Annotated in this window: 25 protein-coding genes; 13 read left to right on the top strand and 12 right to left on the bottom strand. The window is 58.9% G+C overall.

Annotated features, from left to right (window positions below; all coding sequences use genetic code 11):
- Positions 1-9 precede the first annotated feature (9 nt).
- From ACR3E0_RS05630 to folK, 3 genes are all read right to left on the bottom strand, one after another.
- Positions 10-2,142, bottom strand: coding sequence for a RelA/SpoT family protein (locus tag ACR3E0_RS05630; protein ID WP_480476974.1), 2,133 nt, complete (start codon positions 2,140-2,142; stop codon positions 10-12).
- Positions 2,143-2,167: 25 nt separating this feature from the next.
- On the bottom strand, positions 2,168-2,521 hold the full coding sequence (rpoZ, locus tag ACR3E0_RS05625; RefSeq protein ID WP_480476972.1) for a DNA-directed RNA polymerase subunit omega: 354 nt from the start codon (positions 2,519-2,521) through the stop codon (positions 2,168-2,170).
- Between the two features lie 94 nt (positions 2,522-2,615).
- A complete protein-coding gene (gene folK / locus ACR3E0_RS05620; protein ID WP_480476970.1) occupies positions 2,616-3,185 on the bottom strand; it encodes a 2-amino-4-hydroxy-6-hydroxymethyldihydropteridine diphosphokinase in 570 nt (189 codons plus the stop codon).
- A 135-nt stretch (positions 3,186-3,320) separates the two neighbouring features.
- Here folK and ACR3E0_RS05615 point away from each other — a divergent pair, with 135 nt between their 5' ends.
- From ACR3E0_RS05615 to ACR3E0_RS05585, 7 genes are all read left to right on the top strand, one after another.
- Positions 3,321-3,896 (top strand): LabA-like NYN domain-containing protein, encoded by a 576-nt coding sequence (locus tag ACR3E0_RS05615; RefSeq protein WP_170435173.1) that lies wholly within the window; start codon positions 3,321-3,323, stop codon positions 3,894-3,896.
- A 189-nt stretch (positions 3,897-4,085) separates the two neighbouring features.
- Positions 4,086-5,036 (top strand): 4-hydroxy-3-methylbut-2-enyl diphosphate reductase, encoded by a 951-nt coding sequence (gene ispH / locus ACR3E0_RS05610; protein WP_480476968.1) that lies wholly within the window; start codon positions 4,086-4,088, stop codon positions 5,034-5,036.
- Positions 5,033-5,485 (top strand): DUF3429 domain-containing protein, encoded by a 453-nt coding sequence (locus tag ACR3E0_RS05605; protein WP_480476967.1) that lies wholly within the window; start codon positions 5,033-5,035, stop codon positions 5,483-5,485. The genes ispH and ACR3E0_RS05605 overlap by 4 nt, the downstream gene beginning before the upstream one ends.
- A gap of 2 nt (positions 5,486-5,487) precedes the next feature.
- Positions 5,488-6,075 (top strand): class I SAM-dependent methyltransferase, encoded by a 588-nt coding sequence (locus ACR3E0_RS05600; protein WP_480476966.1) that lies wholly within the window; start codon positions 5,488-5,490, stop codon positions 6,073-6,075.
- Positions 6,068-6,535 carry a ribonuclease HI gene (gene rnhA, locus ACR3E0_RS05595; RefSeq protein ID WP_480476965.1) on the top strand — a complete coding sequence of 156 codons (468 nt, stop codon included), beginning with the start codon at positions 6,068-6,070 and terminating at the stop codon, positions 6,533-6,535. Before ACR3E0_RS05600 ends, rnhA begins: the two co-directional genes overlap by 8 nt.
- Positions 6,532-7,155 (top strand): trimeric intracellular cation channel family protein, encoded by a 624-nt coding sequence (locus tag ACR3E0_RS05590; RefSeq protein WP_480476964.1) that lies wholly within the window; start codon positions 6,532-6,534, stop codon positions 7,153-7,155. The genes rnhA and ACR3E0_RS05590 overlap by 4 nt, the downstream gene beginning before the upstream one ends.
- 62 nt (positions 7,156-7,217) lie before the next feature.
- A complete protein-coding gene (locus tag ACR3E0_RS05585; protein ID WP_480476963.1) occupies positions 7,218-7,820 on the top strand; it encodes a COG3904 family protein in 603 nt (200 codons plus the stop codon).
- A 7-nt stretch (positions 7,821-7,827) separates the two neighbouring features.
- Here ACR3E0_RS05585 and ACR3E0_RS05580 read toward each other — a convergent pair whose 3' ends face one another.
- From ACR3E0_RS05580 to def (ACR3E0_RS05560), 5 genes are read right to left on the bottom strand one after another with little or no spacing between them, the layout of a single operon-like run.
- Positions 7,828-8,067, bottom strand: coding sequence for a GlsB/YeaQ/YmgE family stress response membrane protein (locus tag ACR3E0_RS05580; protein WP_480476962.1), 240 nt, complete (start codon positions 8,065-8,067; stop codon positions 7,828-7,830).
- 1 nt (position 8,068) lies between these two features.
- Positions 8,069-8,305 carry a hypothetical protein gene (locus ACR3E0_RS05575; RefSeq protein ID WP_170435158.1) on the bottom strand — a complete coding sequence of 79 codons (237 nt, stop codon included), beginning with the start codon at positions 8,303-8,305 and terminating at the stop codon, positions 8,069-8,071.
- Between the two features lie 5 nt (positions 8,306-8,310).
- On the bottom strand, positions 8,311-9,225 hold the full coding sequence (gene fmt / locus ACR3E0_RS05570; RefSeq protein WP_480476961.1) for a methionyl-tRNA formyltransferase: 915 nt from the start codon (positions 9,223-9,225) through the stop codon (positions 8,311-8,313).
- 2 nt (positions 9,226-9,227) lie between these two features.
- Positions 9,228-9,722: a peptide deformylase gene (gene def, locus ACR3E0_RS05565; protein ID WP_480476960.1), complete on the bottom strand. Its 495-nt coding sequence runs from the start codon at positions 9,720-9,722 to the stop codon at positions 9,228-9,230.
- Entirely contained in the window at positions 9,719-10,237 is a 519-nt protein-coding gene (gene def / locus ACR3E0_RS05560; protein WP_170435152.1) for a peptide deformylase, read from the bottom strand. Before def (ACR3E0_RS05560) ends, def (ACR3E0_RS05565) begins: the two co-directional genes overlap by 4 nt.
- Positions 10,238-10,337: 100 nt before the next feature.
- On the opposite strand from def (ACR3E0_RS05560), the gene ACR3E0_RS05555 reads away from it, so the two are divergent.
- A complete protein-coding gene (locus ACR3E0_RS05555; protein ID WP_480476959.1) occupies positions 10,338-11,510 on the top strand; it encodes a MalY/PatB family protein in 1,173 nt (390 codons plus the stop codon).
- Positions 11,511-11,513: 3 nt separating this feature from the next.
- Positions 11,514-12,041, top strand: a complete 528-nt coding sequence (locus ACR3E0_RS05550) for a L,D-transpeptidase family protein (protein ID WP_480476958.1) — start codon at positions 11,514-11,516, stop codon at positions 12,039-12,041.
- Here the strand turns inward: ACR3E0_RS05550 and ACR3E0_RS05545 are convergent.
- Positions 12,038-12,391 carry a hypothetical protein gene (locus ACR3E0_RS05545; RefSeq protein ID WP_480476957.1) on the bottom strand — a complete coding sequence of 118 codons (354 nt, stop codon included), beginning with the start codon at positions 12,389-12,391 and terminating at the stop codon, positions 12,038-12,040. The two genes, ACR3E0_RS05550 and ACR3E0_RS05545, sit on opposite strands and share 4 nt — an antisense overlap.
- Positions 12,392-12,601: 210 nt before the next feature.
- Between ACR3E0_RS05545 and ACR3E0_RS05540 the strand changes: the two genes are divergently transcribed.
- The gene (locus tag ACR3E0_RS05540) at positions 12,602-13,591 is read left to right on the top strand and encodes a glutathione S-transferase family protein (RefSeq protein ID WP_480476956.1); all 990 of its coding nucleotides are present in this window, start codon (positions 12,602-12,604) and stop codon (positions 13,589-13,591) included.
- On the opposite strand, the gene ACR3E0_RS05535 is transcribed toward ACR3E0_RS05540, so the two are convergent.
- Positions 13,573-13,935, bottom strand: a complete 363-nt coding sequence (locus ACR3E0_RS05535; protein ID WP_480476955.1) for a response regulator transcription factor — start codon at positions 13,933-13,935, stop codon at positions 13,573-13,575. The genes ACR3E0_RS05540 and ACR3E0_RS05535 overlap by 19 nt on opposite strands.
- Positions 13,936-14,113: 178 nt before the next feature.
- Here ACR3E0_RS05535 and ACR3E0_RS05530 point away from each other — a divergent pair, with 178 nt between their 5' ends.
- Genes ACR3E0_RS05530 through ACR3E0_RS05520 form a run of 3 tightly spaced genes read left to right on the top strand, consistent with a single transcriptional unit; the run spans position 14,114 to position 17,184 of the window.
- Complete coding sequence (locus ACR3E0_RS05530; RefSeq protein ID WP_480476953.1) at positions 14,114-15,085, top strand: threonine-phosphate decarboxylase; 972 nt, start codon at positions 14,114-14,116, stop codon at positions 15,083-15,085.
- Positions 15,082-16,002 carry an adenosylcobinamide-phosphate synthase CbiB gene (gene cbiB, locus ACR3E0_RS05525; protein ID WP_480476951.1) on the top strand — a complete coding sequence of 307 codons (921 nt, stop codon included), beginning with the start codon at positions 15,082-15,084 and terminating at the stop codon, positions 16,000-16,002. The genes ACR3E0_RS05530 and cbiB overlap by 4 nt, the downstream gene beginning before the upstream one ends.
- A gap of 18 nt (positions 16,003-16,020) precedes the next feature.
- On the top strand, positions 16,021-17,184 hold the full coding sequence (locus tag ACR3E0_RS05520) for a lytic murein transglycosylase (protein WP_480476949.1): 1,164 nt from the start codon (positions 16,021-16,023) through the stop codon (positions 17,182-17,184).
- Between the two features lie 262 nt (positions 17,185-17,446).
- On the opposite strand, the gene ACR3E0_RS05515 is transcribed toward ACR3E0_RS05520, so the two are convergent.
- Positions 17,447-18,466 carry an IS110 family RNA-guided transposase gene (locus ACR3E0_RS05515; RefSeq protein WP_480476947.1) on the bottom strand — a complete coding sequence of 340 codons (1,020 nt, stop codon included), beginning with the start codon at positions 18,464-18,466 and terminating at the stop codon, positions 17,447-17,449.
- 265 nt (positions 18,467-18,731) lie between these two features.
- On the bottom strand, positions 18,732-19,151 hold the full coding sequence (locus ACR3E0_RS05510; RefSeq protein WP_480476945.1) for an Imm50 family immunity protein: 420 nt from the start codon (positions 19,149-19,151) through the stop codon (positions 18,732-18,734).
- Between the last annotated feature and the right edge of the window lie 8 nt (positions 19,152-19,159).

Raw genomic sequence — 19,159 nt, 5'->3', positions numbered from 1 at the left:
CACCCCTTCTCAACCAGCCGCTACAGCGGATTTAGTCCTGTCCCGATACCGCTCAACCGCCGCAACATCGCTTTCAGCCTCGAGCATCAGCATCAGCGAGTGCAGCTGTTCGAGGTCCCGCAGTTCGACATTGATCAACAGGCGGTAAAAATCCGGTTTGCGATCGACGAACTGCAGGTTCGAAATATTGGCCTTTTTCTCGCCGATCAACGTGCAAATGCGCCCCAACACACCGGCATCGTTACCGATGGTCAGGTCCAGTGTCGCACCGTAGACGGCCGCATGGGTGCCTGAATGCCAGTGCAGATCGACCCAGCGATCGGGTTCCTTTTCGAACTCGCTCAGCCTGTCGCAGTCGATGGCGTGCACAACCACGCCCTTACCGCGATAGGTAATGCCCACAATGCGTTCGCCGGGCAACGGTTGACAGCACGGCGCACGGTCGAATTTCTGTCCTGCTTCCAGGCCGATCACCGCACGTCTCAAAGGGACGGCATCGCCATCATCCTGAGTGAGCTTGGGGTAGACCGCACTGATCACTTCATGCGCTGTCAGTTCCGCACTGCCCAACCGGGCCAGCAATTCATGCCGGTCCTTCAGGCGCAGGTGTTTGGCGGCTGTGTCCAGTGCCTTGTCGGTTGCCTTACGCCCCACATTCTCGAAACCGGCGCGGGCGAGTTCCTTGCCCAGCTTGATGAAACGTTCGCGGTCCACCTCGCGCAGGGCGCGGCGGATGGCGGTGCGCGCCTTGCCGGTCACTGCGATCTCAAGCCATGTGACCTGCGGTGTCTGTCCATCTGCAGTGATGATGTCCACCGACTGCCCGTTCTTGATCCGGGTCCACAAGGGAACACGAATCCCATCCACTTTGGCCCCCACGCAGGCATGACCGATACGCGTGTGGATCGCATAGGCAAAGTCGATTGGCGTGGCCCCACGGGGCAGTTTGACAACGTCACCCTTGGGCGTGAAGCAGAACACCTGGTCCGAATACATCTCGAGCTTGACGGCTTCGAGGAAGTCCTCGTGATCCTCTTCGCTGTCGAACTGTTCGGTCAGGTTGGCGATCCACTTGGCCGGGTCGACCGCGAACGGGTTTTCCGAGCGTACACCGTCGCGGTAAGACCAGTGCGCCGCAACTCCGGTTTCGGCCACGTCGTGCATCTGGCGGGTACGGATCTGCACCTCGACCCGCTTTCCATCGCGCCCCGAAACCGTGGTGTGGATCGAGCGGTAACCGTTGGATTTCGGCTGGCTGATATAGTCCTTGAACCGCCCCGGCACCGCACGCCAGCGCTGATGAATCGCGCCAAGCGTGCGATAGCAATCTTCCTCGGATCCGGTGATGATACGAAAGCCATAGATGTCGGACAGGCGGGAAAAGCCCTGATCCTTTTCCTGCATCTTGCGCCAGATCGAATAAGGTTTCTTGGCGCGGCCAAAAACCTCGGCTTCGATCCCGGCCTTATCCAACTCGTGCCGCATATCGCCGGTGATGCGGTGGATCACATCGCCGGTTTCGCGTTGCAGCGTGATAAAGCGGCGTATGATCGACTGACGCCCCTCGGGGTTGAGGACGCGGAAGGCGAGGTCTTCCAACTCCTCGCGCATCCATTGCATCCCCATGCGGCCGGCCAGCGGGGCATAGATGTCCATGGTTTCGCGTGCTTTGACGACCTGCTTTTCCGGACGCATCGCCTTGATGGTGCGCATGTTGTGCAAACGGTCGGCGAGTTTAACCAGAATGACCCGCAGGTCCTTGGACATGGCCATGAACAGTTTGCGGAAGTTTTCGGCCTGTTTGGTTTCGCGACTGGAGAGTTGCAGGTTGGTCAGCTTGGTGACACCGTCGACCAGCTTGGCAACTTCATCGCCAAAAAGCTCGGAGACCTTACCGTAATTGGCCTTGGTGTCTTCGATCGTATCGTGAAGGAGCGCCGTGATAATGGTCGCATCATCCAGACGTTGTTCGGTCAGGATGGCGGCTACGGCGACGGGATGGGTGAAATAGGGCTCGCCGGAATGGCGGAACTGCCCGTTATGCATCTGCTTGCCGAACTCATAGGCCCGGGCGATGCGATCAACATTTGTCTTGGGGTTGTAGTTGCGGACCAGCGCAATCAGGTCTTCAGCTGAAATCATCCGGTCCGCACCTTCGTCTTGGGGCTTACCCCTGGCCCTGAGCCTCCATCAGAGCGCGCAGGAGCTTTTCTTCGGACATGTCGTCATCCGCAGGCTTGTCTGTTTCCGCACCCATCAGCAGCGCCATTTGATCTTCTTCGGGCTCATCAACCTCGATCTGGGTCTGGTTGGCCTCGATCAGGCGTTCGCGCAGTTCATCAGCGCTCTGGGTTTCGTCGGCGATTTCGCGCAGCGACACGACCGGGTTCTTGTCATTGTCGCGGTCCACGGTGATTGCCGCACCGGCGGAAATCTCGCGCGCCCTATGGGCCGCCAGCATCACCAGTTCGAACCGGTTGGGAACCTTGTCTACACAGTCTTCGACCGTAACGCGGGCCATGGGGCGCTCTCCGTAAATGAATCCGTGGCAGGAAGAGGTCTATCTAAGGCCGATTGCAAGGCTTGACAAGCAGGAAATGCTGCAAATGCGCGGATCACAGAGGCGTGACAGCAGCGACGTCTGCGGCGGGCAGGTCTGCAATCATCCCGGTCACTGTCTTGCCCAGAACAGGATGCCGCCAATCGGGTGCAACATCGGCCATCGGCACCAGCACAAATGCCCGATCCTGCAGGCGGGGATGCGGTAGGATCAAATGCTCCGGCGCCTGATGCCGCTGCGCCTGTGCCGAGAGGTTGAGCCAGCGGTCGAATTCCACGCGATCCGGCAACACGGCATCGCCCCAAGCCGCCAGATCCAAATCGAGTGTCCGCATGCCCCAACGCTGCGCGCGTTCACGCCCAAACTGATGCTCGACAGCATGAAGAACCTGCAACAGGTCTGCAGGTATTTTGTCGGTTTCAATCAAAGCAGCGGCATTGACATAGTCAGGGCCAGCGCCCGGCGGAAAGCACGGGGTCGAAAAAAACCGGCTGACGGCGCGAATCACCACACCCTGAGCCTCAAGCGCCTCAAGGGCTAGGCCAAGGGTCACCTGGGGTTCATTTCCGCCCAGATTGAGATTTGCGCCCAGCGCAAGTACAGTATTTCGCGACGAAACGCCCATTAAACTCTCTTTATTCGGCAAACTGCATACTTGCGGTGCACAGCAAATGCCCTAATTATAGTCGCATCAGTGCGCCCGGAAACTCACTCACTCACCACCACGCGGCGTTCTGGATTATACCGGAAGGGACTATTTATGTTTTACAAGGACGAACGGCTAGCGCTGTTCATCGATGGCTCTAATCTTTATGCAGCGGCAAAAGCACTCGGTTTTGACATAGACTACAAACTACTGCGGCAGGAATTCATGCGTCGCGGCAAATTGCTTAGAGCTTTCTACTACACAGCGCTACTGGAAAATGACGAGTATTCTCCGATCCGTCCCCTGGTCGACTGGCTGCATTACAACGGCTTCACCATGGTGACGAAACCGGCCAAGGAATACACCGACAGCATGGGGCGTCGGAAGGTCAAGGGGAACATGGATATCGAATTGACTGTGGATGCTATGGAACTGGCACCACGAGTCGATCATATCGTGCTGTTTTCGGGCGATGGGGATTTCCGCCCGCTGATTGCCAGCCTGCAGCGTCAGGGCGTACGTGTTTCGGTCGTCTCGACCATCCGCAGTCAGCCCCCGATGATTTCGGACGAGCTGCGCCGGCAGGCGGATAACTTCATCGAGCTTGAAGATCTGCGGGACGTAATCGGTCGCCCCCCGCGCGAGGTGCCGGCCGAGCCGCGCAGCGTTGCAGTTGCCAGCGGCAACTGATCACGCCGCTGACATTGATGGGGATGAAAAAAGCGCGGTCAGGACAGATCATCCTGACCGCGCATCTTTAACTAGGATCAGGTACTAAAACGACGTCTGGCTAACACCGATTCATGTCAGATGAATGACGTAGTCCTGTCTGGACCAAGGCCGGGAAAAGACTTACCTGTGCCGTAAGGAGACAGCGACATGACCAAGCCGCCACTGACACTATACCTTGCTGCCCCGCGCGGCTTTTGCGCGGGTGTGGACCGGGCCATCAAGATCGTTGAAATGGCCCTGCAAAAGTGGGGAGCACCGGTCTATGTGCGTCATGAGATCGTGCACAACAAGTTTGTCGTCGATGGGCTGCGCGCCAAGGGTGCGGTGTTTGTTGAGGAACTGGGTGAATGCCCCGATGACCGCCCGGTGATTTTCTCGGCCCATGGCGTGCCTAAATCTGTCCCTGCCGAGGCGGCTCAGCGCGAGATGATTTATGTGGACGCCACCTGCCCGCTGGTATCCAAGGTCCATGTCGAAGCCCAGCGCCATTTTGAAGCGGGGTTGCAGATGATAATGATCGGCCACATGGGGCACCCGGAAACGGTCGGTACGATGGGTCAACTGCCCGAGGGCGAAGTCCTGTTGGTGGAAACGGTCGAGGACGTGGCGCAGGTTCAGGTACGGGATCCGGGGCGGTTGGCTTTTGTGACCCAGACGACCCTGTCGGTTGACGACACCCGGGACATCATAACAGCGCTCCAAACTCGTTTTCCGGCTATTGTCGGGCCACATAAGGAAGACATCTGTTACGCAACCACCAACCGGCAGGAAGCCGTTAAGGAAGTCGCGCCCAAATCCGACGCCCTACTGGTGGTCGGCGCGCCGAACTCGTCCAATTCCAGACGGCTGGTGGAAGTTGCCGCACGGGCCGGGTGCGACTATGCGCAACTGGTGCAGCGCGCCACCGAGATCGACTGGCGCGCGCTCGAGGGCATTTCCAGCATCGCCCTCACCGCAGGGGCCTCGGCGCCCGAGGTGCTGGTGAACGAAGTGATCGACGCCTTTCGTGAACACTATGACGTGACGGTTGAACTGGTCGAAACCGCCGTGGAAAACGTTGAGTTCAAAGTTCCCCGCGTCCTGCGGCAGCCCGCATGAACGGCGTGCCCCGCGCGCCCCTGATTCTGGGTCTGGCTGGCCTGATCCCGTTTGTCTGGGGCGCACTGACTTACCTGAACGGAGACCTCGCCGCTTGGGGATCGCGTGCGTTGGGCCCACGGATGGTGGGACCGTATGTTCAACTGTTCTATGGCGCCGTCATTCTGAGTTTCATGTCCGGCATCTTATGGGGGTTTGCCACAAAAACCTCAGGCAGCCGCGCCGCGACGTGCTATGCGCTATCGGTCTTGCCCGCGCTCTGGGCGTTTTTCATGACCGGAGGCGGCCCGGTGAATGCAGGCATCAACCTGATCGTTGGCTTTGTCGGATTACTGCTGTTGGACGTATTGTTCTGGTATTGGGGACTGGCACCGCGCTGGTGGATGAAGCTGCGTGTTCTGCTGACAGCAATTGTGGTTCTTTGCCTGTCCGTTGGGGTGTATCTATGAGCATGCGCGACACGATCTCTGTCTACGATGCGGAAGCCGCGCGCTATGCCGCACTGACGGACGATGACAATGCCGGCGACCCTCAGCTGACCCGGTTCATAGAATCAGTACCGACAGGCGGACGAGTGCTGGATCTGGGCTGCGGGCCGGGTACGTCCTCGGCCATTATGGCGCGCGCCGGGCTGATCGTCGAAGCGATGGATGCGTCGGTCGAGATGGTTCGGCTGGCCTCGGCGCATGCCGGGGTATCGGCACGGCAGGCAGCGTTTTCAAACTTGGAGGCGGTAGCGGTCTATGATGGTATCTGGGCCAATTTCAGTCTGCTGCATGCCAGCCGAAGTGATTTCCCGGACCACCTTGAAGCCGTGCATCAAGCGTTGAAACCCGGCGGTATTTTTTTCATCGCGATGAAACTGGGGCACGGCGAAGGGCCCGATCGTCTGGGACGGTATTACAGCTATTACAACGAGGAAGAGTTGAAGATTTACTTGCAAGAGGCTGGTTTTACCATCACCTCGCAGAAATTCGGCAGTGGAACCGGGCTGGATGGCTCTGTCTCGGACTGGATTGCACTGGCCGCGCATGCCTGATCTGTTTGCCTATACCGATGGCGCCTGTTCCGGCAATCCCGGTCCTGGTGGCTGGGGCGTTCTGTTGCGGGCGATGGACGGTGACACGGTACTGAAAGAACGTGAACTGAACGGCGGAGAGGCCGAGACCACCAACAATCGCATGGAGTTGCTGGCTGCAATCAGCGCCCTGGACGCCTTGGACCGCCCGTCGAAGATCACAATCGTCACCGACAGCGCGTATGTGAAAAACGGCGTGACAGGCTGGATCTTTGGCTGGAAGCGGAACGGCTGGAAAACATCCAACAAGAAGCCCGTAAAGAATGTCGATTTGTGGCAACGACTGGATGAGGCGCAAGACCGCCATGACGTGACCTGGGAATGGGTCAAGGGTCACGCGGGCCACCCGGAAAACGAAAAAGCCGACGAACTGGCCCGGGCGGGCATGGCCCCGTTCAAACCGAAAAAGGCGCAGGCGTGAACATACTGGCGCTGTTGGATTACGCCTCGGTTCTGGTCTTTGCACTGACCGGGGCGCTGGTGGCCAGCCGGGCGCAGCTGGATCTGGTGGGTTTTGCTTTTGTTGCCTGTCTCACCGCCGTGGGCGGTGGCACGGTCAGAGATCTGCTGCTGGATCGCCATCCGGTCTTCTGGGTCGGACAACCCGACTACATCCTGATTGCTGTCGCCGCCGCGGTATTGGTGTTCTTCACGGCCCACCTGGTCGAAAGCCGCTACAACTGGCTGGTCTGGCTGGACAGCTTTGCCCTGTCGATTGCGGCGGCGGCCGGAACCGGTGCGGCCCTGTCACTTGGGCAATCCGGGGTGATTGTCGTGTTGATGGGCGTGACGACCGGCTGTCTGGGCGGGTTGATGCGCGACGTGGTCTGCAACGAAGTGCCACTGGTTCTGAAACAAGGCGAGCTTTACGTCTCGTGCGCCTTTGCCGGGGCGCTTACGGCAGTGATCGCGACGACATTCGGGCTGGCCACTTTACCGGCACTGGGTGCCTGTGCGCTGGTCTGTTGGGCGTTGCGGGCCGGGTCGTTGCTGTTTGGGTGGCGGCTGCCGGTCTACAAGGCTCGCCCGCCTCGCAAGTAAGCTGCCGAGTGGACGTGCTTCTTGTGCACTGATACCACCAAGAAGAATTGCGTGAGGTTGAAATGAATTACGCGCTCCCGTCTCTCGTTGCGTGCATTGCCCTGCTGGCGTCCTGCACCGCGCAATACGTCCCGGTCAGCTTTGTCGCGCAAGGGGATCAGATCATTGCAACCGGTACGATCGATGACACCACATTGTCTGCCTTTGAAGAAGTGATCGCCGAGAACCCGGACATCCGGACGCTCGTCCTGCAAAACATCGAAGGCTCCGTCGACGATGATGCAAATGTCGTCTTCAGCCGGGTTGTTCATGACGAAGGCTTCGACACGGTCGTGCCGTCCAATGGGCTGGTCGCGTCGGGCGGCACCGACCTGTTTCTGGCCGGGACCCGGCGCACCCTGCAACCGGGCGCATGCGTGGGGGTCCATAGTTGGGCGGGTTCAGGCATTGTGGCCACCGAACTGCCCGAGGACGACCCCGAACATGACCGGTATCTGGACTACTTCAAAGATATTGACGTGGATGCGGCGTTTTATTGGTTTACGCTGGAGGCCGCGCCTGCGGACAGCATGCATTGGATGACGGCGGCAGAAGCGGATCGCTTTGACCTGACCACGCGCGCATCGCCGCGTCTGGGATCAGCCAGCGTGTGCGATGCCCGATGAACAGGGTTTACCGACGTCGCAGGTAAGTCTGCCAGATCCAGATCACCAGCAAAGCGCCCAGCACCGCCCCGACAAACCCGGACAGCCACCCCATCATGGTTGCCAGCGTGCGCAACAGAAACCCGCCGAGCAATGCGCCGACAATGCCGATCAGCATGGTGGTCGGAATATCCGCTTCGATCCGCATCAGGCGAGTGGCCAGAAACCCGGCCGCAGCTCCGATGACGATCAGGGCAACAACGGGCATCTCATTTCCTCCAATGGGTCGGGACGATGATCAGCGCGCCGATGGATGAAATCATTGCATCCAGCCCCGGCGGACCAAAGCTGATGCCGAACATGATGCGGAGGAAATAGAACAAAAACGCCCCGCCGACGCAGATGATGATGGATTGAAGGTATCCATTGTGGGTAAACCCCGTCTTTTCCGACAGGTATCCGACGATCCCCGCAATCACGACGGTACCCATCAAGACCATGAACACTTGGCTTACTCCGCTAACAGACGGGTGCCGGCTGCAATGGGCCAACCCCTCAGAAACGTTTCCTTATCCTGCGCGCCTTTGCCGGCTCTTTGCAAGCGCAGCAGTTCGATTGCACCCTGCCCGCAGGCCACGCGGAGCGCATCGTCCAGAACCTCGCCCGGAGCGCCCTGCCCCGCTGTCAGGCGGGAGGCCAGAAGCTTGGTACGCTCGCCCCCGACCTCGGTCCAGGCACCTGGGAACGGCGAGAGGCCACGTATCTGGCGATCGATTTCAGTCGCCGGGCGTGTCCAGTCGATACGGGCTTCGGATTTGTCGATCTTGGTCGCGTAGGTCACACCGCTTTCGGGTTGCGGTTCGGGTTTCAGATCAGGCAGATTGGCCAGCGCTTCGACGATCAGCTCGGCCCCCATGAAAGACAATCGATCATGCAAGTCAGCTGTGGTGTCCTCGGCCCCAATCTGCATCGCTTTGCGCAACAGAACGGGGCCCGTATCCAACCCGGCCTGCATCTGCATGATGCAGATACCGGTTTCTGCATCACCAGACATGATCGCACGATGGATCGGCGCCGCGCCGCGCCAGCGGGGCAACAGGCTGGCGTGAATGTTCAGGCAACCATGTTTTGGAGCGTCCAAGATCGGTTGTGGCAAGATAAGGCCATAGGCAACGACAACAGCCACATCCGCGTTCAGCGCGGCAAAACTGGCCTGTTCCTCAGCCGATTTCAATGAGGTGGGGTGATGAACGGTCAGACCCAGCGCATCAGCCCTCGCCTGCACTGGCGTTGGACGATCTTTTTTGCCCCGTCCAGCCGGACGCGGAGGCTGGCAGTAGACGGCCGCAATCTCGTGCCCGGCGGCGACCAGAGCCTCAAGAACCGGAACCGAAAAGTCCGGGGTGCCCATGAAGACGACACGCATTGCTACCCCTGTTTCCTGGCCTTACGCAGCAGCATATCGCGTTTGACCTTGCTGAGGCGGTCGAAATACATCCTGCCATTGAGGTGATCGATCTGGTGCTGCACACTCGTGGCCTCGATCCCCACGAAATCACGGCGATCCACGATTCCATGTTCGTTCAGGTACTTTACCGTGACCGCCCGCGGACGTTTGACCTTGGCCGAAACACCCGGCAGGTTGGGGCTGGCTTCCTCATGGTCGCGTAATTCGACCGAGCTGTGCAGGATTTCCGGATTGGCCAGCCGCACGGCTTTACCACGTTCAGCCGAACCATCCACCACGGCCAAGCGCAGCAGGATGCCAATCTGGGGCGCGGCGAGGCCAACGCCGGGCATCGCCTCCATCGTGTCGATCATGTCGTCCCAGATCTCCCGGATCTCATCCGTGATCTCGGTCACATTGCTGGCCTTGCTGCGCAGGTGCTTGTCAGGCCAGGGCAGGCAGCGGCGGACCGTCATGCGCGTGCGCGCTCGCGTTTGAGCTTTTGCATCTTGCGGGTGATCATCTGGCGTTTCAGTGGCTTGAGGTAGTCGATGAACAGCTTGCCGTTGAGATGGTCGATTTCGTGCTGCACACATGTCGCCCAGAGCCCGTCAAAGGTTTCGGTCTGCAAGTTGCCATCCCGATCCATCCACGTGACATCCACCACTTTGGGCCGGGTAACTTCGGCATATTGATCGGGGATCGACAGGCAGCCTTCCTCGTACACATTGGTCTCGTCCGAGGATGCGATGACCTCGGGGTTGAACATGACCAAGGGACGCGGCGCTTCACCCTCTTCCTTGATGCAATCAATCACGATCAACCGGTCAAGAACACCCACCTGAGGCGCGGCAAGGCCGATGCCCGGTGCATCATACATCGTCTCCAGCATGTCATCGGCCAGCGCCCGCAGGTCGTCCGTGATATCGGCGACGGGGGCGCAGACCTTTTTCAGGCGCGGATCGGGGTGGATCAGGATATTGCGTTTCATGGGGCTGATTTAGGCCATCCCGTGTCGCGCCGCAACGCCCCCCTTGCACATGACGCGATTCCGGATAGCTTGCCCTGCGACCAGACAGGAGACGACCCCCATGAGCTTTGACGACCTCATCGACCGCCACGGCACCCATTGCGCAAAGTGGGACATGATGGAGCCGGTTTATGGCGTGCCGACCGAGGACGGTTTGGCCATGTGGGTGGCGGACACGGATTTTCGCGCGCCACCGCCAGTACTGAACAAGCTGCGGGAACTGCTGGACCACGGCATCTTCGGGTACGTCAATCTGGATCAGCCCTACACGGACGCGATCCGCTGGTGGATGCGCACGCGGCACGACTGGGACGTTGAGGCGGACGCGATTTTCACAACGACCGGCCTTGTAAACGGGGTGGGCATGTGCCTGGACACGTTCACACAACCGGGCGACGGCATCGTCTTGTTCACCCCGGTCTATCACGCGTTCGCCAAGGTGATCCGCAATGCTGGCCGCGAGGTCGTCGAATGCGAGATGGTCAATAGCGATGGCCGTTACGAGATGGATTTTGAGTCCTATGACGCACAGATGACCGGCAACGAGAAGATGGTCATCCTCTGTTCGCCCCACAATCCAGGCGGCCGGGTCTGGAGCCAATCCGAGTTGCAGGCCGTCGCCGATTTCGCCAAACGCCACGACCTGCTGCTGATGTCGGATGAGGTTCACCAAGACGTGGTTTTTCCGGGCCACACGCATATCCCGATGCAGAACGCCGCGCCAGAGATCACCGACCGATTGCTGATGCTGACCGCACCGTCCAAGACGTTCAACATAGCGGGCCTGCACACGGGGCAGGTCATCATCCCCGACCCAGAGCTGCGCGGTCAGTTTGCCAAACGCATGCTGGCATTGTCGCTGGCTTCGAACTCCGTGGGCCAGTTCGCTACCACCGCAGCCTACTCTGCCGAAGGCGCGGCTTGGGTTGAGGAATTGGTCACGTATATCGATGAAAACCGCCGTATTTTCGATGCGGCGATTGCGGGTATTCCCGGCCTGCAATCCATGCCCTTGGAGGCGACCTACCTGGCTTGGGTCGATTTCTCAGGCACAGGGATGGAGCGTGCCGAGTTCACGAACCGGGTCGAGCAGAAAGCCAAGATAGCAGTCAATCACGGCACCACATTTGGTGCGGGCGGGGAGAATTTTCTGCGCTTCAACCTTGGAACACAGCGCGCACGGGTCGAAGAGGCCTGCGCGCGGCTGAATGGCGCTTTCGCGGATTTACAGTGAGCCATGCGCCGGCTGGGCCTGATAACCTTGCTTTTGATTGTCACCGGCGCAGGTTGGTTCGGCTGGCATCGCTATGGTCCGCGCCCTCCTGCACCGCAGATGGCCACGGAAGCGGCTTGGATCGACCACATATTGGTTGAAAAATCAGCGCGGCGCCTTACCGCTTCACAGAACGGTGCGGTTGTAATGCAGGTCGATATCGCTCTTGGCTTTGCGCCTGAAGGCGACAAAGAAGTAGAAGGCGACGGAAAAACACCGGTCGGGATTTTCAAGGTCAACCGGCGCAATCCCCAGAGTGCGTATCACCTGTCTTTGGGGATCGATTACCCGCAGCCGGACGATTTGGAACGCGCGCAACAGCGTGGCGAGAACCCCGGCGGCGACATTTTCATCCATGGACAGCCAAATGGCCTTTCTGGCCTGACATTACCCGGAGACTGGACGGCGGGCTGTATCGCCGTCTCAAATGCCGAGATGGAACAGCTTTGGCGGCTGACCGCAAACGGAACGACCGTCGAAATCCGCCCCTAATCGTCGTGACCCAACAGCGCTATCGGCGCGTCCGGCGCCCGGTAGAAATCCAGTGGGGCCTTGTCGTGCGCGGCCGTGCTGCGCTTGAACTCATAACGCATTTCACCGCCTTCTTCCTCATCGGCGATGATGAGGCATTGATACAGGTGGTTGGCACCATCGTAGATATCAACCAGCCCGCGCAGACGGGGTGTGGTTTCGGCTTCGACGGAAAAACCATCCTTCCACAATTTGAGAATCTTGAAAGTATTGTCGCCCATTTCCACACGTAGACGGCTGGTTTTTTTGAGCTCAGCGATTCGCGCCGCATTTAGTTCAGCGCGTATTTCCTTTGAAACATAGGTACTCATCAATTCGTTCCCCCGCTAATGCCTTCTATTTTGGGGGATGGAACGTAAAAATCCAGTGAACCGCGACACATAATCCGGCCACTCAGCAAACTGTTGCACAGAAATCCAGACCGGCTGTGCACGGGCGCAGGCCCATTGCGCGTGCCCTCGCGTAGGAAGCGGCGCGGGATCGGCCTATCTATGTGCCAATCTTGTTTCGGAGGACTTGTTATGGGCCTGTTGGTCGATGGGGTGTGGCATGACACCTGGTATGACACCAAATCCACCGGCGGCGCGTTCAAACGCAGCGCCGCACAGTTTCGCAACTGGCTGACAGCCGATGGCAGCCCCGGCCCATCTGGCACCGGCGGGTTCAAAGCGGAACCGGGCCGTTATCACCTCTATGTCAGCCACGCCTGTCCCTGGGCGCATCGCACACTGATTTTCCGCGAGTTGAAGGAGCTGAGCGATCTGATCTCGGTCTCGGTCGTGCACCCGGATATGCTGGACAAGGGCTGGACATTCAAGACCGATGAGTTCGGAGCCACGGGCGACACGCTATACGGTCTGGACTACGCGCATCAAATCTATACCAGGGCTGATCCCTCGTATTCCGGCCGCGTCACGGTGCCGATCCTGTGGGACAAAGAGCGCGAAACCATCGTCTCCAATGAAAGCTCGGAAATCATCCGCATGTTCAACTCGGCCTTTGACGGGATCACCGGCAATAGCGATGACTACTGGCCCGAGATGATGCGGGATCAGATCGAAGAGGTGAACGCGCGTATCTATTCCGACGTCAACAACGGGGTCTACAAATCCGGCTTTGCCACCTCGCAGGACGCGTATGATGCCGCCATTGGTCCGCTGTTCGAAACGCTCAACTGGCTCGAAGATCGTCTGGCCTCAAACCGCTACCTAATGGGCGACCGCCTGACCGAAGCAGACTGGCGGCTGTTCACCACCCTGATCCGGTTCGACCCGGTCTATCATCTGCATTTCAAGTGCAACCGGCGGCGCCTGATCGATTACCCGAACCTCTGGGCCCATACCCGCGAGTTGTACCAGTGGCCCGGCGTTGCACAGACTGTGAACATGAAGCACATCGTGCGCCACTATCACTACAGCCATGAGACCATAAACCCAAACCGGATTATCCCGGTAAACCCGGTTCTGGACTACATGGAACCGCACAGGCGCGGTCAGCGGCCTGCTGCGTAATGTTCTACCATCGCCGCCAGATCCTCTGGCGGCGTTCCGCTTTGGACATAGGCGCAGGCATTCGGGCTGTGGGCAAAGATCGACCCGTCCGAGAAAAACGTGGTGTTGGTGACAAAGATCACGCGTGCGTCGGGGCGGCGGTAGCTGGCAAAATCGGCCACCGCCAATGCGCTGCCGGTTTCCAGAACCAGATCCAGCACGATGATGTCAAAGGCGGTCCCGTACAGAGCAAGAATCGCAGCTTCCTGGCTGGCGGACAGAGTGACCTCAGCGCCTTGCCTTTCCATATACCTTTTCCAGACCCGGCCCAGGTCGGGGTTACTCTCAACAATCAGAACTTTCATTTGCAACAACCTCGGCACTTGCTATGGTGTGTGGTGCCGACCCCCGTGGTTCGTCATCTCGCCATTTCCTTAACAAAGTGTTAACGATGATCTCAGCAGGCTACGATCATGCGGATTGACTTGGCAAAATGGCAAAAATCCGCTTCAAGCGGGCTAAAGTCGGCATTTTGAGTACATAATGCAAACTTCGGACACAGTTGGCGAATTGAACCCGCGCGCCAGGCGCGATCATGGTGGCGGGCTGGATGACGCGATCAAACAGTATGGCGGAACCCGGTCTGATTGGATCGACCTGTCCACCGGAATAAATCCCCATCCCTATGATGTCTCAGGTCTTTTGCCCCGCGACTGGATGGACCTGCCGGATCATGGCGCCTTCGACCGGCTCACAAGTGCTGCGCGCAAGTTCTGGCACGTCCCGGACGGCGCAGCCATCCTGCCCGCGCCTGGCGCATCTGCCCTGATTGCGCGCATACCTGCGCTGGCAACACCGGGGCGCGTTCAGATCACCACCCCGACTTACAACGAACATGCCGCCGCGTTTTCGGCGCAGGGCTGGACTGTCACAGAAAACGGACCCGCCGAGGCCCGTGTCCTCGTGCATCCGAACAACCCTGATGGTCGGATCTGGCGCAAGGGCGACGCCAACGCGGCGCTGACCGTGATTGATGAAAGCTTTTGCGACGTCATACCGGACGCATCCCTGGTCCATCTGGCTGCGCGACCGGGTGTCCTGATACTCAAAAGCTTTGGCAAGTTCTGGGGCCTTGCGGGGATGCGTCTGGGGTTTGCGGTGGGACAGCCGGACCTGATCGCTGCGCTGAATGATCTGACAGGACCCTGGGCCGTTTCCGGACCGGCGTTGCGTGTTGGCACGCGTGCTTTGAAAGATACGGACTGGGCGGTGGAGACCCGTAGGTTGCTGACCAACGAAGCCAACCGTCTCGACTCTGTGCTGGCGCGCAAAGGTGCAGACCTGGTCGGCGGCACCGCGCTTTTTCGGCTTTACAAAGTCGACAGTGCCCACGCATGGCAGGATCGCTTGGCCCGTGCACATATCTGGAGTCGGATTTTCCCCTATTCCGAAACTTTCCTGCGCCTTGGTTTGCCTCCGACCGACGGCTGGGACCGGCTTGAGGCGGCGCTGTGAGCACTGCGCTGCTGTTGGTATGTGCCCTGTGTCTGGATGCAGCGCTGGGTGAACCGGATTGGCTGTGGTCCCGACTGCGACACCCTGCAGTGATTATCGGAACCGCAATCGGGTGGCTGGAGGACCGGCTGAACAAGGGGCATCGGCGTCGGATCAAAGGTCTGGCTGCGTTGGTTCTACTGGTCATGGTGGCCTATGCCACTGGACTGCTTCTCGCTCTGCTGGGTCCGGTCGTCGAGATCGTGGTTTGCGCCATTCTACTGGCACAGAAATCGCTGGTCACCCACGTTCGGGACGTCGGCGACGGCTTGCGCGCGTCTTTGAGCGAAGGACGGGAAGTGGTGGCCCGCATCGTTTCACGTGACACGGCCGACATGACCCAGGCGCAGGTCGCCCGGTCCGCCATTGAAAGCGCCGCTGAAAACCTCAGCGATGGTGTCATCGCTCCGGCGTTCTGGTTTCTGATAGCCGGGCTGCCGGGGGTGTTGGTCTACAAGGCCGTGAACACCGCAGACAGCATGATCGGCTATCGCAACGACAGGTATCTGGAATTCGGCTGGGCCTCGGCCCGGTTCGACGACTTGCTGAATCTGATCCCGGCCCGGCTGACCGGCGCAATGATCCTCGCCATTTCCAGACAGTGGACCCAATGGTCGGACATCGCGCAAGATGCGCGGCACCACAAATCTCCCAATGCCGGCTGGCCCGAAGCGGCAATGGCGCGTGCCCTGAACGTCGCGCTGGCCGGGCCGCGCAGCTATGATGGACAAGTCCGGGACCTCGCCTGGGTCAATCGCAGCGGGCGGCGGGACATCGGCGCATACGAGGTTTTCCGCGCATGTGACATGCTTTGGACCGTCTGGGGGCTTGCGCTTGGTCTCGTGTCAGTGTGGGTTATCGTCAACTTTGTTTTCTAAGATCGGACCGGTTCGACCATGCGCATTCTTTCTGGCCTCGTTGCCGCCACGCTTTTGATCTCACCTGCCCTGGCCCAATGTGGTGGTGGGTTCAACCAGTTCGTCGATGGATTGAAGACCGAAGCCGCTCAAAAAGGGTTCGACCAAGGCACTGTGACTGATTTTTTCAACGGCGTGCGACAGGACAACAAGGTTCTGCAAGCTGATCGGGCCCAGGGTGTGTTTCAGAAACCGTTCATTGATTTTTCCCGTCATCTGATCTCGCAAAACCGGATCGAGCGCGGGCAGTCCATGTCGCGCAAATACGACGCCGTGTTCGACCGGATTGAGGCCGAATACGGTATCTCTCGCGGCGTGCTCCTGGCGTTCTGGGCATTTGAAACGGATTACGGCGCGTTTCAGGGAGACTTCAATACGCGCAACGCGCTGGTTACACTGGCGCATGACTGCCGCCGACCCGAGCTGTTCAGGCCGCAGATTTTTGCCGCGATCGAGCTGTACCAACGCGGCAATTTCGACCCCGCCCGCACAACCGGTGCCTGGGCTGGAGAAATCGGCATGGTCCAGATGCTGCCGCAGGACATTCTGGACAATGGTGTGGATGGCGACGGGGATGGTAAGGTCTCGCTGAAAACCTCGGCCCCGGACGCGCTGATGTCAGGGGCCAAGATGCTGTCGCATCTCGGATGGCAACCCGGGCAGCCGTGGTTGCAGGAAGTCACGGTACCGGCACAGATGGACTGGTCTGTGTCCGGGCCCGGCAAACCACGTTCGGTGTCCGAATGGCAAGCTATGGGCGTTCAGGCGCGCAACGGATCGCTGTCGAACCTGCCGGCCTCGCTGATATTGCCGCAAGGGCACAAAGGACCCGCCTTTCTGGCCTACCCGAATTTCGACGTCTATTTCGAATGGAACCAGAGCTTTGTCTACGTCCTGACCGCCGCCTATTTCGGGACACGGCTGGAAGGTGCACCGATCTACAATGCCGGCAACCCGGCACAAGGCCTGTCCGGCGTACAGATGAAACAGTTGCAGAGCAAACTGCAGGCGCGTGGGTATGATGTGGGCAAGATCGACGGGATTCTGGGGGCCGGGACCCGAGCGGCGGTTCAAGCGGAACAGTCGCGGTCGGGGCTGCCAGCGGATGCGTGGCCGACTGCAGGCTTGCTGGAGCAATTGTAAGGGAACGGCATCTGTGGGTGGCTCCTGCATTGCAAGTGTTTTCTGGTGATTTTTGCGGTCGTTTTCGTCAGTACCGTCGTCTGTCCGGCCTGTTTATGTTTTGGCATTGCCTCCACTGGCCCTGATGAGTTCCGCAAGCGAGGTTCCAATCGGCTTATCGACCTCAGAGGGCCGCTGCCGTTCCCGGAGTGTCCTTGCTCTTGGTTGACTTACTTCCGCATCATCACTTCAACGTCTTGCATCTCGTGGGCAATCGGCGCGGTTAGAACGCAGGCTGCCGGTATTCCTGTTTCTTCGTGAGCATTGCCCAGATGGCCCGAGCGGCCTTGTTGGCCATGGCAGTTGTTGCCAGTCGGAACGGTTTGTCTGCGATGATCTTTGCTGTCCACAAATCGACCTTCTCTGGCGAACGTTTCGCCATCACAGCGCGCGATGTCATACCTACGACCAACAGCTTGCGAATGTAGCGATCACCTTGCTTTGTGATCTTGCCCAGACGTTCCTTGCCACCGCTGGATTTGTTGAGCGGGGTCAGTCCCAACCACGCTGCCAGATCGCGTCCAGTCCGGAACTGTTTTGCATCGCCAATCGTAGTGACAATCGCCGACGCCGTGATCGGGCCGATACCAGGCATACGCATCAATCTACGCGCATCTGCATTCAGAAGGGCATGTTGCTGGATCATCTTAGAATAGCCATCGATGCGTTCGTTCAGGCCGAGGAACTGATAGCACTGGATACCGAGCATGCCATTGGCGATCTCCGGCATTTCTGGATGGTCGCCATCAAGGTGACGCTTTGCAAAAGCCGTCACGGCTTCGATCCCGATGGGCAAGATATGCCCAAACTCACGCAAAAGGCTGCGGATCATGTTGGCCAGTTGGGTGCGCTGCCGGACGGCCAGATCTCGAGTCCGGTGGATTGAGAGAATGGCTTGCTGCTCTTCCGTCTTGATCTCGACAAATCGCATTGTCGGTCGACGGACCGCTTCACAGATTGCCTCAGCATCAACGGCGTCGTTCTTGCCGCGCTTCACGTAGGGTTTGACGTATCCAGCGGGCATGAGCTTCACGTCGTGCCCCAATTTGCGCAGCTGACGGCCCCAGTGATGAGACGAGCCGCAGGCTTCCATGCCAACCGTACACGGTGGCAACGTCTCAAAAAACGCCAACAGCTTCGCGCGTTTGATCGCCTTGTTGAAGATCACACGGCCATTCTCCGAAATGCCGTGCACTTGAAAAACATCCTTGGCCAGATCGAGGCCGACGGTCTTTACTGTCATTGGGTGGCTCCTTTCCTTGCAGTCAATCACAACTGCACTTTGGCACATTCGATGCCGGTGGAGCAGGAGCCACCCACCTCATCCGCTTTGGAGCCAAGGCGGTCATTGTGATATTTTGCTGCACGCGCACGCAGCGCAAAAAACGCTGCAAGTGCTTGGTGTCTGGTGCTGCAATGCGGCTGGCAAACCGGTCATTCGTGATAAGCACAGCGGTCAGAACAGCTTGAAATTTCAGGTCGCGGACCAAGTGGTCGTTTAAGGAAAGTCATTTATCCGGCTTTCCAGGATTGCACTTGATCGATATCTCTTCCGCGCGAATAATCCCTGCCAGCCCATACGACGGCTCCAACAGCAACTCAAAGGCTGGGCATTTTTCGCCGGCTTCCACGCGTGAAAGAGTCAGCCCATTGATGACATTCTGATGATTGAACTCATCAAGCTCCAAGGTAACTATTCGGTCAATCGAAAACTCTACAACAGCATGCTTTTCCAGAACAAAATAACCGTTCCTAACTTTGTTGGTCATGTTCCACGCGTGAATGCGCAGTGTTGAGCGCCCCTTGCTTTTTAGATGCAAGTCCAGGACTTCCGCATCGTGGAAGCTGGGCACCTTGCCAAACCAACCCAATAACTCCTCACCACCAGGAATGGCTTTGTAGATTGAAACTGATTCATCTTCGCCCATTCCGCAAG

It is taken from the genome of Ruegeria sp. AJ12 (genome assembly GCF_056536245.1).
Note: the sequence above shows the minus strand (reverse complement) of the source record. Positions and strands in the feature narration are given on the sequence as shown.

Bases quoted from the DNA above. Each gene is read 5' to 3' on its own strand.
- ACR3E0_RS05555 (WP_480476959.1), top strand. From the start codon at position 10,338: ATGAGCTTTGACGACCTCATCGACCGCCACGGCACCCATTGCGCAAAG.
- ACR3E0_RS05600 (WP_480476966.1), top strand. From the start codon at position 5,488: ATGCGCGACACGATCTCTGTCTACGATGCGGAAGCCGCGCGCTATGCC.
- ACR3E0_RS05515 (WP_480476947.1), bottom strand. From the start codon at position 18,466: ATGACAGTAAAGACCGTCGGCCTCGATCTGGCCAAGGATGTTTTTCAA.
- ACR3E0_RS05510 (WP_480476945.1), bottom strand. From the start codon at position 19,151: ATGGGCGAAGATGAATCAGTTTCAATCTACAAAGCCATTCCTGGTGGT.
- def (WP_170435152.1), bottom strand. From the start codon at position 10,237: ATGAAACGCAATATCCTGATCCACCCCGATCCGCGCCTGAAAAAGGTC.
- ispH (WP_480476968.1), top strand. From the start codon at position 4,086: ATGACCAAGCCGCCACTGACACTATACCTTGCTGCCCCGCGCGGCTTT.
- ACR3E0_RS05545 (WP_480476957.1), bottom strand. From the start codon at position 12,391: ATGAGTACCTATGTTTCAAAGGAAATACGCGCTGAACTAAATGCGGCG.
- ACR3E0_RS05550 (WP_480476958.1), top strand. From the start codon at position 11,514: ATGCGCCGGCTGGGCCTGATAACCTTGCTTTTGATTGTCACCGGCGCA.
- ACR3E0_RS05630 (WP_480476974.1), bottom strand. From the start codon at position 2,142: ATGATTTCAGCTGAAGACCTGATTGCGCTGGTCCGCAACTACAACCCC.
- ACR3E0_RS05615 (WP_170435173.1), top strand. From the start codon at position 3,321: ATGTTTTACAAGGACGAACGGCTAGCGCTGTTCATCGATGGCTCTAAT.
- rnhA (WP_480476965.1), top strand. From the start codon at position 6,068: ATGCCTGATCTGTTTGCCTATACCGATGGCGCCTGTTCCGGCAATCCC.
- ACR3E0_RS05540 (WP_480476956.1), top strand. From the start codon at position 12,602: ATGGGCCTGTTGGTCGATGGGGTGTGGCATGACACCTGGTATGACACC.
- fmt (WP_480476961.1), bottom strand. From the start codon at position 9,225: ATGCGTGTCGTCTTCATGGGCACCCCGGACTTTTCGGTTCCGGTTCTT.
- ACR3E0_RS05580 (WP_480476962.1), bottom strand. From the start codon at position 8,067: ATGCCCGTTGTTGCCCTGATCGTCATCGGAGCTGCGGCCGGGTTTCTG.
- ACR3E0_RS05520 (WP_480476949.1), top strand. From the start codon at position 16,021: ATGCGCATTCTTTCTGGCCTCGTTGCCGCCACGCTTTTGATCTCACCT.
- ACR3E0_RS05585 (WP_480476963.1), top strand. From the start codon at position 7,218: ATGAATTACGCGCTCCCGTCTCTCGTTGCGTGCATTGCCCTGCTGGCG.
- ACR3E0_RS05530 (WP_480476953.1), top strand. From the start codon at position 14,114: ATGCAAACTTCGGACACAGTTGGCGAATTGAACCCGCGCGCCAGGCGC.
- folK (WP_480476970.1), bottom strand. From the start codon at position 3,185: ATGGGCGTTTCGTCGCGAAATACTGTACTTGCGCTGGGCGCAAATCTC.
- def (WP_480476960.1), bottom strand. From the start codon at position 9,722: ATGACGGTCCGCCGCTGCCTGCCCTGGCCTGACAAGCACCTGCGCAGC.
- rpoZ (WP_480476972.1), bottom strand. From the start codon at position 2,521: ATGGCCCGCGTTACGGTCGAAGACTGTGTAGACAAGGTTCCCAACCGG.
- ACR3E0_RS05605 (WP_480476967.1), top strand. From the start codon at position 5,033: ATGAACGGCGTGCCCCGCGCGCCCCTGATTCTGGGTCTGGCTGGCCTG.
- ACR3E0_RS05535 (WP_480476955.1), bottom strand. From the start codon at position 13,935: ATGAAAGTTCTGATTGTTGAGAGTAACCCCGACCTGGGCCGGGTCTGG.